Source organism: Paraburkholderia sp., from assembly GCF_036488505.1.
Classification (GTDB): Bacteria; Pseudomonadota; Gammaproteobacteria; order Burkholderiales; family Burkholderiaceae; genus Paraburkholderia.
The window spans coordinates 1-14350 of record NZ_DASXHN010000133.1 but is presented as its reverse complement, the minus strand read 5'-3'; the positions used below and the strand labels follow the sequence as shown (position 1 = coordinate 14350).

Below are 14350 nucleotides of genomic sequence, written 5' to 3'. Positions count from 1 at the left end.
CGCGGCGTCATAAGCCTGCAACTGATTGTGCATTCTGAGTGCGACGGGGTCGTTGCTCTGGATGACGAGCTTGATGTCATCCGATATCTGCTTGATCGCGAACAGTAGGCACGAAAGCGCGAGCACGAGCAAAGTCAGAATCGCCGCGGAGCACGAATACCTGGAGATCGCTTTACGCGCGCCTTTGCGCGCTTCCGCGCCGACTGTTTCGCCGACGACCGGCGCGACCGCCTGGATGATTCGACTCATCGCGGAGTAGAACGGCACTTCGACCTTGGGAGACCAACTGAAATCCCTCTGCGCCTGGCGGGCCGCGGCAAGCGCATCGACATCCGATCCCGCGAGCTTCTTGCCGTTGAGTCCGGCGTGCGACACGACTTCGGAGCACTTTTTAAGATCGTCCGCGACTTCCGCGTTCGGATAAGGTGATTCCGCGACGATATACGCCATCGCGTGATAGAACGCAGATTCTGTCTCAGGGCTGATTTCGCCTCTGTCGAGATCCGCGCGCGCGTTTTTCACGGCGCGTAGTCTGTCTTCGGGAATTTGCACGCCCGCGCGCGCCGCAAGCGAGATGCACATTTCGCAACAGGCTATATCTGCTGTCAACTTCGAATTCGGATTTTCGCCATTGGACGCATTCATGAGAGCCTCCGCGTCGGAATTCGGCTGCTTCAATCCCGTATGGTCACCGGTTTCACGGACGGCTTGGCGTGGCCACTGCGGTTCTCGCTGATATACGGACCCCGAACTTATGGTCCAGGTAATGCAGAATTCTCTACGTGGAGACCGCGCCGTTAAGATCCACGCGGGTCGAAATGGATTGTTTTGATGAAAGACGGCTTGTATGAACAAGACTGTCAGAGAAACTGCGCAGGTGCCGTCTTTTGTCGCTTCTCTACTATGGTTTGGCGATGGTTGGGCGCGCGAAACGGCTAGAGCATCGTCTCGATGCGTCGTGGATAGCCCCGCCGCGTCCAGCGACACCGCCCAACGACGATGCCGCGGGCGCACTGGACGCGAGCGGATCCGGCTTCGACGGGTGCGGCGCGCGCTGGGAAAAAGCGACGCGCGACGGGTACCGAAGCGCAACACCCGTCGCGCAACCGGCGTGCAATTTTGTTGCTCTGCACGATGAGCTCCCCACGCTCCTGCTACTCGTTATTACCGATGTAGTGAGTAAAAGCGCAGTGATATGTTGTGTGTGCATCATTTAAAACCGCATTGCGCCAAGCAGATGTCACTCGACGATCGTCCAGAATCGGAGAACATGATGGCAAGCAAGAAAATAGGGCGGGGCCTGTCTCGCGTCGTCGCGACGGGTATGGTGGCAGCGGGGCTCGGCCTGACCGCCAGCGCATACGCAGCGGGAGATCCAATCAAAATAGGTGTGATCAGCGAGGAGTCGGCGGTCGCCGGCGCATCCATCAGCAAGTCCGCGCAGCTCGCCGCGGACGAGATCAACGCGCACGGCGGCGTCGATGGCCGGCCCATCCAGATCATCGCGTATGACGACCACTCGTCGGCGTCCGACGGCGTGCGCGCATTTCAGCGGGCCGCCACCCAGGACAAGGTGGTCGCGGTGATCGGGAGCTACATCAGTGAAGTGGCGCTCGCGATGGAGCCCTGGTCAGGACGGCTGAAAATGCCGTTCATCACGCCAGGTGCGGCCAGCAACGACATCTCGAAGCACGTTCACGACGACTACGATCATTACAAGTACACCTTCCACGGCTGGATGACCTCGGCGTTCATCGCGCAATCGATCTGCGATTTCTCACACGACATCCTGGTCGGCCAGTTCAAGATGAAAACGACCGTCGTGATGAGCGAAGACGCCGCGTGGACCAAGCCGCTCGACGAGCGCTTCCTGGAATGTCTGCCTAAAGCCGGCTTGCAGGTGCTCGATCACATCCGCTTCAATCCTGACACGTCCGACTTCACGCCGATCTTCAACCAGATCGAGGCGAAGCATCCGGATACGATCACGACCGGCATCAGCCATGTCGGTGTGCAGCCCACCGTGCAATGGCATGACCAGCAGGTGCCGATTCCGCTGACGGGGCAGAGTTCGCAAGCCACCACCACGAGCTTCTGGAAGGACACCAACGGTGCGACGGACGGCGTGATCACGGCGTCGGCGGCGGCGCCGGGTGTCGCGATGACGCCGAAGACCGTGCCCTTCGTTGACGCCTATCAGAAGAAATTCGGTGTGTCGCCGGCGTATTGCGGCTTCACCAGTTACGACCTCGTGTACATCCTCGCGGATGCGATCAAACGCAACAAAGGTTCAACCGATCCGGACCAGATGGTCGATGCGCTCGAGAAGACGGACTATGTCGGCACGATCGGGCGCTGGCAGTTCTACGGCAGGAACGATCAGTTCACGCATGCGCTGAAGTACGGGCCGGGCTATATCACGGGCATCAACCTGCAATGGCAGAACGGCAAGCAGATCGCGATCTGGCCCAAGTCCGTAGCGAACGGCAAGGTCATGTTCCCGGCTTTCGTCAAGGTGCAGCACGCAGCCGCAAACTAGCCGCGTGCAGGGAATGCGCAGTGCGCCGAGCGGCCTTTGCGCCACGTCGGCGGCTAAAACTGTCTGAAGCGGTCCGCGCGATGCCGTGACCCTCCAGGCAGCCCCGATGCACCGATTCAGCCATCGACATAAAGGTCCGGGCATGCTGCCATTGCAGATTCTCATCGACGGCTTTGCGATCAGTTCCCTCTACGCGCTGGGCGCCATCGGCTTCACGCTGATTTTCGGCGTATCCGGCGTGCTCAACCTTGCGCACGGCGGCGTGATGCTGGTGGCGGCGTTAGCCGGCTGGTTCCTCGCAGGGGAAGCCGGACTCGGCACGTATCTGGGCACCCTGCTCGGCGTGCTCGCCGGAATGGTCACCGCATACATCACGTATCTGATGGTGGTGCGGCCCATCCAGCGTTCGGCCGCGATTCCCCGTGAGGAGAAGGAAATCTTCGTGCTCACGGGCACGCTGCTGTGGGGCATCATGATCCAACAGGGAATGGCCTGGCTCTTCACCGACAATCCCGTGACAATGCGCCCGCTGATCGACGGTGTCGCGACGCTTGGGGGAGTGCGCGTGCCGTTCAATGAGATCATGATCGCGGTGCTCTGCTGGGTCGTGATCGGATTGCTGTGGCTGTTCGTGAATCGCACGCGACTCGGCAAGGCGCTGCTCGCGGCGTCGATGAACCCACGCGGCCTCACGCTGCTCGGCTTCGAACTGTCGCGCATCTATCTGCTCGCGTGGACCATCTACGGCGTGCTGGCGGGCATCGCGGGCGTGCTGCTAGCGTCGTTTCTCGGCGTGAGCACGAACAATACCGGCCAACTCACGGCGAGCGCGTTCTCGATTGTCGTACTCGGCGGACTGGGCAGCGTGTCCGGCTCGTTGATGGCGGCCTATGTCGTCGGGTATCTGGAAACCATCACCGCCTATCTCGTCGCGCCGACGCTGCGCCCGCTACCGGCGTTGCTGCTGCTGGTGCTCGTCGTGTATGTGCGGCCTCAAGGCTTCCTTGGACGGCGTTAGCGGAGCGCATCGTCATGACCGTTCTTTCTCGTTCGCGTGTGATAGCGGCCGCCGCGTTGCTCGCCGCAGTGGCGACGACGCTGCCATGGTGGCTGTCGGGATACGTGCTGGGCGTGCTGACTGTCGCGTTCTATTTCGGCGTGTTTGCGATGTCGTGGGATCTGCTGTTCGGCTTTGCGGGCGAGGTGAACTTCGGGCCGACCTTTCTGATCGGGCTAGGCGCATATTCGGCCGCGATCCTCGATGCCCGATGGGGCGCGCCGATACCGGTGTGCGTCGTTGCGGGCGGGCTGGTCGCGCTGATCGGCGGGCTGCTGCTGGCCGTGCCGGCGCTGCGTTTGCGCGGCCCATACTTCGGTCTTGTCACGCTGGTCGCCGTGCTGTTGCTGCAGAACGCGATCGTGATCTTCGCGGGCGTGACGGGCGGCGAGATCGGCATGATGGTGCCGGACGTGATGTCGGTCGACGCCCGGTATAACTACTGGATTGCCCTCGCGTTTCTGATCGTTTGCGCGATCCTGCTGTTCGGCCTGTCGCGTTCGGCAATCGGTTTGATCTTGCAGGCCAGCGGTCAAGACACGATCGGCGCCCAGGCGCTCGGCTTCAACGTCACACGCCACAAGCTCGCGGCGTTCTGCATCAGCGCTGTGTTCTCCGGTGTGGCGGGCGCGATGCTCGTGTTCTACCAGGGTACCGCTTCGGTCAGCACCGTGGTCGATGTCTCCGTTGGGGTGCAAATCATCATCGCGGCGGTGCTCGGCGGCCGCCGCACGATACTGGGCGCCGTGCTCGGATCGATTTTCCTGATCGTTGCCGGCGAATTCCTGCGGCCGCTTGGCCAGATCAACACCTTCGTGGTCGCGGCCGTGGCGCTCGCCGTCATTCTGTTCTTTCCGGACGGGCTGCTCGGTAACCTGCTGCGCGTGAGGGAAAAGCCATGAACGACGCGCCCCTTCTGGCGGTACGCGGCCTCACCAAGCGCTTCGGCGGACTGGTCGCCGTGAAGGATATCGGCTTCGACGTTCGGCCCGGCGAGATTCTCGGTCTGATCGGACCGAACGGCTCGGGCAAGTCGACGGTGATGAAGCTGATCATGGGCATCGAGCGGCCGAATGCGGGATCGATCAGGATCGACGGCGTCGAGGTGGCCGGCTGGGCACCGCATCGGATCGCTCGCGCGGGGGTGGGCATCGTGTTCCAGCACTCGCGGCCCTTGCATCGGCAGACGGTGCTGGAGCATATCAAGCTCGCGCTGTTGCCCGATTCGCTCACCAAACTCGCCGCCGAGCCGCACGTGGACGGACGCGCGCGCGAAATCGCCGAATGCGTGGGTCTGGGCGCCGTCATGCATCGGCATCCGGCGACGCTGCCGTTTGCGGACCTGCGCCGCATGGAGATGGCCAAGGCGATCGCGCGTGATCCGAGGGTCGTGCTGGTCGATGAGCCGTTCGCGGGACTGACCGCGACGGAGTCGGCGGCATTCTCGGAGCTGATCCGCGGCTTTCGCGACGAGGGCCGCGCGGTGCTTCTGGTGGATCACAATGTGAAGAGTCTGGCGGCGCTCGCCGATCGCGTGCTGGCGATGTATCTCGGCGAACATGTCGCGGAAGGCACCGCCGAAGAGGTGATGCGCAACGACACCGTGCGCCGCGTCTATCTGGGCGGCAAGCTCGAACTGCGCGAACGTGCGCCCGCTTGCGCCAACAGCAGGCCGGTTATTCTCGGGGTCGAAGGCGTGGGCGTGCAGTACGACAAGGCGAGGGCGCTCGACGGCGTCAACCTGCATGTGCGCGAAGGCGAATTCGTGTCGGTCGTGGGACTGAACGGCGCGGGCAAGACGACGCTTTTCAACGCCATCTCGGGCCTCGTGCCTTATGAGGGGATCATCCGTTTCGGCGACAAGGAACTGAAGGGCATGAGCGGCGCGGCGATCGCCCGGGCGGGCGTCGTGCAATGTCCGGAAACGCGCGAACTCTTTAGCGATATGAGCGTTCGCGAGAACCTCGATCTGGGTGGCTATCACCTCGCCGACAGCATTCGTGCAGATCAGCTCGCCTGGTTGTTCGATTTGTTTCCGATCCTCAAATCGCGCCAGAGCCAGACCGCAAGAACGCTTTCAGGCGGCGAGCAGCAGATGCTCGCGATCGGCCGCGCGCTGATGATGCAGCCCAGGCTGCTGATTCTCGATGAGCCGACACTCGGTCTTGCACCTGTGATCCTGGAGCAGTTGTCGAAGGCACTCGAAGCGCTGCAGAAGTCGACGTCCATCACGGTGCTGCTCGGCGAGCAGAACGTCACGTTCGCGTTGCCGCATGCCGACCGCGTGTATGTGCTCGAACATGCGCGCATCGTCTGGGAGGGAAGTCCGTCGCGCTTCGAGCGCGAGATGGGGCACGGCTTCCTGGAGGCGGTGCCTTCAGGCGAGCCGCAAGGGATGCGCGCGCGGGTGTAACGTGCTAGTGAGGTTGGCTTTCGCCTCGTGCGTCGACGGGACACCCGTTCGAGCTGGCCGAAGCATGGCATTGCGCAAGACACAGTGGCGCGCGATAGAGTCTCGCGCGGCCAGTGCCGCTGCATAAGAGTAAAGTCCAATCGTCTTGATCGGCTTTCAGGGCAGCACGGTACGAACCTTGAGTCGACGTCCTTACGGAAAGCCGACAGGCCGGTGAATTGCTCTGCCGGTTGCTTGCGCAACGTCAGAGGGCAGCGCAATCTGATCGAACGTCAGCCGCGCCATTGCGCGCAGTCCTGAGTCATTCGGTGTTCACTGCATTCGGCCTGCGTGGTCGTTGACGCCCAGGCTTTGGGTGAAACGCGAACCACCGCGTGCATCGAGAGAGGCAAGCCATGAATGAGCAATCCGGGCGGCCCGAAAGCACCGCGGCCATCGATCCGCGTCACGTCAAGGTGTCGCCGCTGCAGCCGCGGCCGGCGCTGCAGCAAGAAGACGGTTCGATTGCGCCGGTGGGCCTGCGCTGGCTTTGCGTACTTGCTTTCGTGGTGGGAATCGTAACAGGGCTGGGAGCCGTCGTGTTCCGCGCGCTGATCGGGCTTGTCCACAATGCGTTCTTTCTCGGGCGCTTGTCATTCGCCTACGATGCCAGTCACTTTACGCCCGCCTCGCCTTGGGGCCCATTCGTTATCCTGGTCCCCGTGGTGGGCGGCCTCGCGGTGACCTGGATCGTGAGTACTTTTGCACCCGAAGCAAAAGGGCACGGCGTACCGGAAGTCATGGACGCGATTTACTACAAGCGCGGCGTGATCAGGCCTGTAGTCGCGGTTGTCAAATCGATTGCGTCCGCGTTGGCGATTGGTTCCGGCGCGGCGGTCGGGCGTGAGGGCCCCATCATCCAGATCGGTTCCGCGCTTGGCTCAACGCTGGGACAACTGGTCCGCATGACCGCTGGTCAGCGAATTACGCTGGTTGCAGCGGGCGCCGGTGCAGGCATCGCCGCAACGTTCAACACGCCGATTGGCGGTGTGCTGTTCGCCACTGAACTGATGATGCCCGAGATCAGTGTCAACACGTTCTTGCCGGTGGCCCTCGCTACGGGCACCGCGACGTTTCTTGGCCGCCTGTTCTTCGGTGCGGCGCCAGCGTTTTTTGTGCCGGCACAATTGGGTGCGATTCCGAACGAGCCGGGCAGTGTTGTCACGCTTGTTCTCTACGCGCTACTAGGTGCGCTGACCGGAGCAGGCGCCGCGCTGCTGATCCGCTCGCTGCATTGGGCGGAGGATGCATTCGACCGGATACCGGGGCGGTATCGCCGGCACGCGCTTGGGATGCTGGTCGTCGGGGTGACGATGTATTTCTTGTGGCGCTATGCGGGGCATTACTACGTCGAGGGAGTGGGCTATGCCGCCATTCAGGCGACCCTCTACGGGCAACTCCAGGGCGGAGGATTTCTGCTGCTGCTTGCGCTGTGCAAAACGCTCGCGACTTCTGTCAGCCTCGGATCGGGTTCGTCAGGCGGCGTGTTCTCACCGTCGCTGTTCATTGGTGCGGCACTGGGGGCCGCTTTTGCATCCTTCATCGCAATGGCTGTACCGGGCGCTCCAGTGAGCGCGCCGGCGTTCGCGATGGTAGGCATGGGCGCGATGGTCGGCGGCGGCACCGGCGCGGCGATGACCGCTGTCGCCATGATCTTCGAAATGACGCGCGACTACGACATAGTGCTGCCGATGATCATCGCGGTCGCATTCAGCCTGGGCGCGCGCCGGCTTCTCTGCGCCGAAAGTATCTACACACTCAAGCTCATGCGGCGGGGCCATCCGATTCCCAATGCTCTGCACGCCAACATGTTTCTGGTGCAAAAGGCGTCGCAGGTCATGGAAACCGATGTGCTGGTGCTAGACGCGCGCGTACCGTTTCGAGAACTGATACTGAGCGTCGAAGGACCCGCCTTCCGGCATGTCGTCGTCACCCGACAGCAGGAGCTCTACGGTGTCTTGCGTATCAATACGGGATTGCGGCGCGCGGTCAGCCAGAGCGATTCCGATATAGAACTCGGGACGCTGGCGCAGCGTAACTTCATTGTGGTCCAGGAGAAGGATGTCGCTTTCAGCGTGATATCCAGGCTCTGGAAGCAACACGCGGTAATGGCGGTCGTAGTCGAGCAGCACGACGGGGCCGGCCCGGTTCGTGTGCTTGGTGTGATAGCGAAAGAGCACATTGCGGAAGCAGTGGCCGGGAGTATCGAGATATTCCCCGGCTAGGACCAGACAACCCAGGGTGACCTGGTGCCGGCCGCGTGGGGCCGAGTGCGCTATCGTGGAAGGAGGAATCGATGAAACTACGACACGATGTGGACGTGGCGTACAGACGTCTCGGGAAATTGCTGCATCTCGACACGTTCAGGCGCGCGTTTGAAACGCACGCGAGTGCGGCTGGGAGCAGCAGGACGACGGAGTGGGTAATCGTCTACCGGACGGCAAAGGGATTTTGCTGTATGTATCGGGGCACCGTCGTGGAGTTCCGGGACATGCTCGATGTTCAGATATGGTCCGAAGAGACGGAGGTGCAGACATACTTCATCGGACTGTAGCGGAGAACACGGCTCGCACCGCAGACGCTAGTAGGCAAGGTGGCCCTCGATCACTTCTGATCGAGGCCGCCGGCATTCGCTTTCAGCTCCCGCGATCTTCGAGCAATGCGTGCAGCACGCGCTGCTTCGAGCGCTCTATGTGCTCGATCATCTGCGCGATGGCGGCGTTTTCGTCGCGTGTCTTCACCACCTTGAGGAATTGCAGGTGCTCCTCCATGGCCGGCAGGATGCGCATCGGACGTATCACATGCGCGTCCAGGCGAATCAGCCGCACGTGCAGGCTGTTCACGCGATAGAGCTCCGACAGGAGCTCATTGCCGATCGAATCCACCATGAAATCGTGCAGGCCCCAGTCGACTGCCTGGGCGTCGCGATCGAGTTCCGCGTCGGGCGTGGCCGCGCGTGCGCGCTTGAGAATCGCCTGATGCTCGCGTTGAATGCGCGTGAGATCGGCGTCGCTTACATTGCGCACGAAATTCAGCACGGCCTCGCGCTCGATCATCGCGCGAATCTGGAAAGCATTGCGCACCAGCTTCAGATCGACGTGCGCCACCTGCAGGCCACGCTTGGGCACCGTGCGAATCAGCCGCGCGGCCTCCAGCCGCGGAATCATTTCGCGCACTGCGGCGAGCGGCAGGCCCAGCAGTTCCGTCAATTCGCGCTGTGACACGAACTGCCCGGGCTTCAGCCCCGCGGTCATGATCTGCTGGCGAAAGCCTTCATAGGCCATATCGCGTTGCGCGAGAGTGGGAGTGCGCGGCTCGATGGCGACCATTGTTTCGGATGCTCCAGTTCTATTCATTACGCCAAGGATAAACGATGAACGCGGTGTGTTGCCCTGTAACCGCGCGCTCACATCGTAAGTGTTTGCACTGATAGCACGGTAACATGTTACGGATATCATTCTAACCTGTGAGGCGCGCAATCACGTTCGCATCGCACTGATCGGCCGGATTGGCGCTGTACCCAGCTGTCCGGCCGTTGCTCCCACCCACTTTCTGATCAAGACCCGACTCATGAGCCTCGACCTTACCGGCATCATTCCGCCCGTCGTGACGCCTTTCACCGCTGACGGTGAAATCGACGAGCAGGCGTTTCGCAACGTCGTTCAATTCAACATTCGCAAGAAAGTGCACGGCCTGTGCGTGGGCGGCAGCAGCGGAGAGGGCCACACGGTGAGCCAGCAGGAACTGGCGCGCCTCACCGAGATTTGCGTCGAGGAAGCGGACGGCCGCGTGCCGGTGATGGTCGGCATCATCGCGAACAGCACGCGCGATGCGATTTCCCGCGCGAAAGCGGTCGCCCATCTGCCGGTGAAGGCTTTGCAGGTCACGCCGGTGCACTACGTGTTCAAGCCCGACGAGCAGGCCACGTTCGAGCACTTCAAGGCGCTCACCAGCGCGGTCGATATTCCTGTTGTGATCTACAACGTCGTGCCGTGGAACTACCTGTCGCCCGCCTTGCTGATCCGCCTCATGAACGAACTGCCGGGCGTGCAGGGCGTCAAGCAGAGCGCCGGCGACCTCAAGCTGATGGCCGACCTGCTCATCGGCGCGCCGAAGCATGCGCGCGTCTACACGGCGGTCGATGCGCTGCTGTATCCGTCGTTCGCGCTGGGCGCGCACGGCACGATCGCGGCGAACCCGGCCGCGGTGCCTGGCGTGTGCGTCGCGCTGTGGAATGCGGTGAAGAACGGCGAGCATGAGCGCGCGCGCACGATCCACGAAGCGTTGCTGCGTTTCTGGAACGCGATCTTCGCCGACAATCTCCCCGCGAACATCAAGACCGCGTTGGCATTGCAGGGTTGCGAGGCCGGCCTGCCGCGCATGCCGATGCCGCGCACGAGCGAAGCGCAGCTGGCCAACATCAAGCGCGAACTCGACGCCGTATTGCGCTTCGACGCGTAACGAACGCACCAGCTTCTACAGTCCGCGGGCCAGCTTGCCGGCCGCGCGGAGGCGGCTGCGTGAATGCCAGCAGAACGGCGGCGCGCCCGCGCAATCGATCGAGACAAAGTGACGAGGAGACAAATGACACAACAAGCTGAACCGTTCGACTCCCGGTCTTCCGGGACCGCGACGCGGGTCGCGGCTCGCAGCACGCGCCGCGAATACGCGAAGGTCGCGTTCGCCAGCGCAATCGGCACGATGGTGGAGTACTACGACTTCACCTTGTATGCGACGGCCACTGCGATCGTTTTCAACAAGATTTTCTTTCCCGCCAATAGCGCGCTGATCAGCACGATCGCCGCGTTCGCCACGTTCTTTATCGGCTACTGCGCGAGACCGCTCGGCGGCATTCTGTTCGGGCATTTCGGCGATCGCATCGGGCGCAGGAACATGCTGCTTCTGACCGTGCTGATCATGGGCATTGGCACTTTCCTGATCGGTTTGATGCCGACCTATGCGCAGATTGGCCTGTGGGCGCCGATCCTGCTGCTCGTGCTGCGCCTGCTGCAAGGCATCGGCATTGGTGGCGAGTACGGCGGTGGCATGGTGATGGCAATCGAGCATGCGCCGCCGCGCATGCGGGCGTTCTGCAGTTCGGTCGTGCATATCGGGCTGCCGGCGGGATTCCTCCTGCCTATCGCGCTGATGGGTGGGCTCTCCGCTGCTTTGACCGACGAGCAGTTCCTAAGCTGGGGATGGCGCCTGCCGTTCCTCGGCAGCATCCTGCTGGTCGGCCTCGGCCTGTTCATTCGCTTCCGTATCGACGAATCGCCGGATTTCGAAGCCGCAGCGCGTGAGAAGGCGCCCCCGAAGCTGCCCATCGCCGAAGCGCTGCGCGAGCATTGGCCGCGCATCCTGCTCGGCATAGGCGCAAAGATCGCCGAGAGCGGCCTGTTCAATATCTACGCGGTCTTCGCGATCACCTATGCGGTGACCGTGCATCATCTGCCGAAGTCCCTGGTGCTGAACGGGATTCTGGTCGGCTGTCTGGTCGAGTGCGTGACGCTACCTATCTTCGGCTTGTGCGCGGACAAGTTCGGCCGCCGACCGGTGTATGTGTTCGGTGCGCTGTTGCAGGCCGTCTTCGCGGCGCCTTTCTTCTGGTTGATGGACGCCGCTACGGCGCCGGCCATCTGGCTCGCCGTGTCGATCGGACTGGGACTGGGCCACGGGGCGATGTTCGGCGCGCAGGGTGCGTTCTTTTCGGAGCTGTTTCCAGCGCGCGTGCGCTACACGAGCTTGTCGCTCGTGCAACAGATCGGTCCGATTCTCGGCGGCGGTCTCTCGCCGCTCGTCGCGACGGCCTTGCTGATGCATTTCAACTCCTACTGGCCGATTGCCGCATATATGGCGGCGATCGCGGTGCTCTCCGCCGTGTGCGCGCGGGCGTTGCCGGAAACGAAGCCGGCTGCCGAACACCGTTGACACCTGGGGCAGCCTTGCCCCGGTCCCACTCGATCGATCTACGTAACAAGGACGCTGTCGCGCACGCGACGGCGGCGTCCTTCTTCGCCTGGAGCAAACGTGAAGAAGATATTGAATGAACCCAACGACTACGTCGATGAAATGCTCGACGGTCTGTGTGCCGCGCATCCGGATGTGTACCAGCGCCTGTCCGATGCACCGCGCGTGGTCGTGCGCGCGGGGGGGCCGACCAAGGGCAAGGTCGGCATCGTGACGGGCGGCGGCTCGGGCCATCTGCCGGTGTTCCACGGCTACATCGGACACGGCTTGCTCGATGCGGCCGCGGTGGGCAACGTGTTCGCCGGGCCGCGGGTCAACGACTGCCTCGCGGCGATGCGCACCGCCGACGGCGGTGCGGGCGTGCTGCAACTCTACGGCAACTATGGCGGCGACCGGATGAACTTCGAGATGGCAAAGGAGTTCGCTGAATTGGAGGGCATGGCGGTGGCGTCGGTGCGGGTTGCCGATGATGTCGCGAGCGCGTCGTTGCAGGAAATGGAAAAGCGCCGCGGCGTGGCCGGGCTCGTCTATGCGTTCAAGCTGGCCGGCGCGAAAGCGCAAGAAGGTGCGCCCCTTGCTGAAGTCGCCCGCGTCGCCAGCCACGCCGCTGCCGCGTGCCGGTCGATCGGAATTGCGCTCGCGCCATGTGTCGTTCCGGAGGTGGGCCGCGCGTCGTTCGAGATCGCCGACGATGAAATGGAGTTCGGCATGGGTATCCACGGGGAGCCCGGTATCTGGCGCGGCAAGCTCAAGCGCGCGGACGAGCTCGCCAACGAGATGCTCGAACGCTTGCTCGCCGACATGAAGCTCGCGCGGGGCGACCGCGTGTCGGTGCTGGTGAACAGCCTGGGCGCGACGCCGCTCGAAGAGCTTTACATCCTGTATCGCTCGGTTCGAGCGGCGCTGAACGAGAAAGGCATTGCAGTGGAGATTCCGCTGGTCGGACGTTACGCAACGTCGATGGAAATGACGGGGGCGTCATTGACACTGATGCCGCTCGACGATGAGTCGTCGCGGCTTCTCGCGGCTCCTACCAACTGTCCCTTCTGGAACGCACGATGACGCTCGATGCAACACAAGTGAAGCACGCAATCGGGCGTGTGTGCTCGGGACTGCACGCCGCCGCGTCCGAACTGAACGCGCTCGACGGACGGCTCGGCGACGGCGACCTCGGTGCCACCCTCGAGAAATGCGCGATCGAAGTCGAGGCCGCTTTGCCGCACATGACCGATACCTTGACCGACGTCTTCCGCCGCGCCGCGATCGGCTGCGCGAACGCGTCGGGATCGAGCTTCGGCACGCTGCTCGCGCAGGCGCTGCTCACGGCAGCAAAGCAAACTGATCAGGCTGTCGAACTCACGCGCGAAGACGTGGTGAGCCTGATTCGACGGATCACGGACGTTCTGTCCGCAAGAGGCGGAGCGAAGCTGGGCGACAAGACCGTGCTCGATGCACTGCATGCGGTTGGCGACGCGCTCGAAGCCGCAGCAGCGGGCGATGCCTGGCAGGGTGTGGCGTGCAGCGCGATCGAACAGACACTGAGCGCATTTCGCGGCCGCCCCAATCGCATCGGACGCGCGCGGATGTTCGCGGAGCGCTCGTTGGGGCAAGACGATCCGGGCATGGTCGCGCTGCTGCGCATCGCGCAGAGCGTTTGACTGTGACTAGCCATTCGGCACGGCATTGCGGATCTGAATGGCAGCACTAGACGATAGGGATGCAGATAAAAAGTATGCGGTTCATTTCATTGAACCGGTAGAAAAGCAGGTCTGAAAAGGAATAAAAACAATGAGAAAGCTTCGGCAATAACCGCGCATGGGCGTTGTCGGCGAACTACGTGCACGGCCCGTTTTCGGTCGGCGCGGGGTATCTGCAGCTCGATCATCCGAACGCCGTCTCCAATACCGGTGGAGCGGTCGGCGGAGCATCGACCAGTAATGGCGACGACTATAGCTCGGTGTTTTTCTATGGCATGGACGGCGGCGTCAGACGTCAACGCATCTTTGCGGCCGCCACGAGCTACGTGTTCGGCCGTGTCATCGCGGGCATCGGCTATAGCCTCTCGGACATTCAATACAACGACGGTGCCGCGCGGCGACTCAACAACTACGAAGCGAACCTCAGATATCAACTCACTCCGGCCGTCCAGCTCATCGGGGTCTATACATTCACCGATGGACACGCGACCAATCTGCCGGGCGCTTCCTCGGATAGCCTGCATCCGAAATGGCATCAATTTACGTTGGGCGCCGATTACGTGCTGAGCAAGCGTACGGATATCTACGTGTCCGCTGTTTATCAGAAGGCGACCGGCGATGCGTCGACGCTCGTCAAT

The 14350-nt window shown here is 62.5% G+C and carries 10 protein-coding genes and 2 pseudogenes; 10 read left to right on the top strand and 2 right to left on the bottom strand.

Translation table 11 applies throughout. The features are described 5' to 3' along the window. Positions 1-678: pseudogene (locus VGH68_RS07675) on the bottom strand (hypothetical protein); the annotation flags it as partial. 595 nt (positions 679-1273) lie between these two features. On the opposite strand from VGH68_RS07675, the gene VGH68_RS07670 reads away from it, so the two are divergent. From VGH68_RS07670 to VGH68_RS07650, 5 genes are all read left to right on the top strand, one after another. Then, positions 1274-2539 carry an ABC transporter substrate-binding protein gene (locus tag VGH68_RS07670; protein ID WP_331602965.1) on the top strand — a complete coding sequence of 422 codons (1266 nt, stop codon included), beginning with the start codon at positions 1274-1276 and terminating at the stop codon, positions 2537-2539. Positions 2540-2681: 142 nt separating this feature from the next. After that, positions 2682-3557, top strand: a complete 876-nt coding sequence (locus VGH68_RS07665) for a branched-chain amino acid ABC transporter permease (RefSeq protein ID WP_331602964.1) — start codon at positions 2682-2684, stop codon at positions 3555-3557. A gap of 14 nt (positions 3558-3571) precedes the next feature. After that, positions 3572-4498, top strand: a complete 927-nt coding sequence (locus tag VGH68_RS07660) for a branched-chain amino acid ABC transporter permease (RefSeq protein ID WP_331602963.1) — start codon at positions 3572-3574, stop codon at positions 4496-4498. Next, entirely contained in the window at positions 4495-6009 is a 1515-nt protein-coding gene (locus VGH68_RS07655) for an ATP-binding cassette domain-containing protein (protein WP_331602962.1), read from the top strand. Before VGH68_RS07660 ends, VGH68_RS07655 begins: the two co-directional genes overlap by 4 nt. 395 nt (positions 6010-6404) lie before the next feature. Continuing rightward, positions 6405-8273, top strand: coding sequence for a chloride channel protein (locus VGH68_RS07650; RefSeq protein WP_331602961.1), 1869 nt, complete (start codon positions 6405-6407; stop codon positions 8271-8273). A gap of 411 nt (positions 8274-8684) precedes the next feature. Here the strand turns inward: VGH68_RS07650 and VGH68_RS07645 are convergent, their stop codons facing one another. Next, a complete protein-coding gene (locus tag VGH68_RS07645) occupies positions 8685-9377 on the bottom strand; it encodes a GntR family transcriptional regulator (RefSeq protein ID WP_331602960.1) in 693 nt (230 codons plus the stop codon). Between the two features lie 241 nt (positions 9378-9618). Here VGH68_RS07645 and VGH68_RS07640 point away from each other — a divergent pair, with 241 nt between their 5' ends. The 5 genes and pseudogenes from VGH68_RS07640 to VGH68_RS07620 form a co-directional block, all read left to right on the top strand. Further along, positions 9619-10509 carry a dihydrodipicolinate synthase family protein gene (locus VGH68_RS07640; protein WP_331602958.1) on the top strand — a complete coding sequence of 297 codons (891 nt, stop codon included), beginning with the start codon at positions 9619-9621 and terminating at the stop codon, positions 10507-10509. Positions 10510-10632: 123 nt separating this feature from the next. Further along, complete coding sequence (locus VGH68_RS07635) at positions 10633-11976, top strand: MFS transporter (protein WP_331602957.1); 1344 nt, start codon at positions 10633-10635, stop codon at positions 11974-11976. 99 nt (positions 11977-12075) lie between these two features. After that, positions 12076-13077 carry a dihydroxyacetone kinase subunit DhaK gene (locus VGH68_RS07630; protein WP_331602956.1) on the top strand — a complete coding sequence of 334 codons (1002 nt, stop codon included), beginning with the start codon at positions 12076-12078 and terminating at the stop codon, positions 13075-13077. After that, positions 13074-13673 carry a DAK2 domain-containing protein gene (locus tag VGH68_RS07625; protein WP_331602955.1) on the top strand — a complete coding sequence of 200 codons (600 nt, stop codon included), beginning with the start codon at positions 13074-13076 and terminating at the stop codon, positions 13671-13673. Before VGH68_RS07630 ends, VGH68_RS07625 begins: the two co-directional genes overlap by 4 nt. A gap of 140 nt (positions 13674-13813) precedes the next feature. Then, positions 13814-14350 (top strand): annotated as a pseudogene (locus VGH68_RS07620) (porin); the annotation flags it as partial.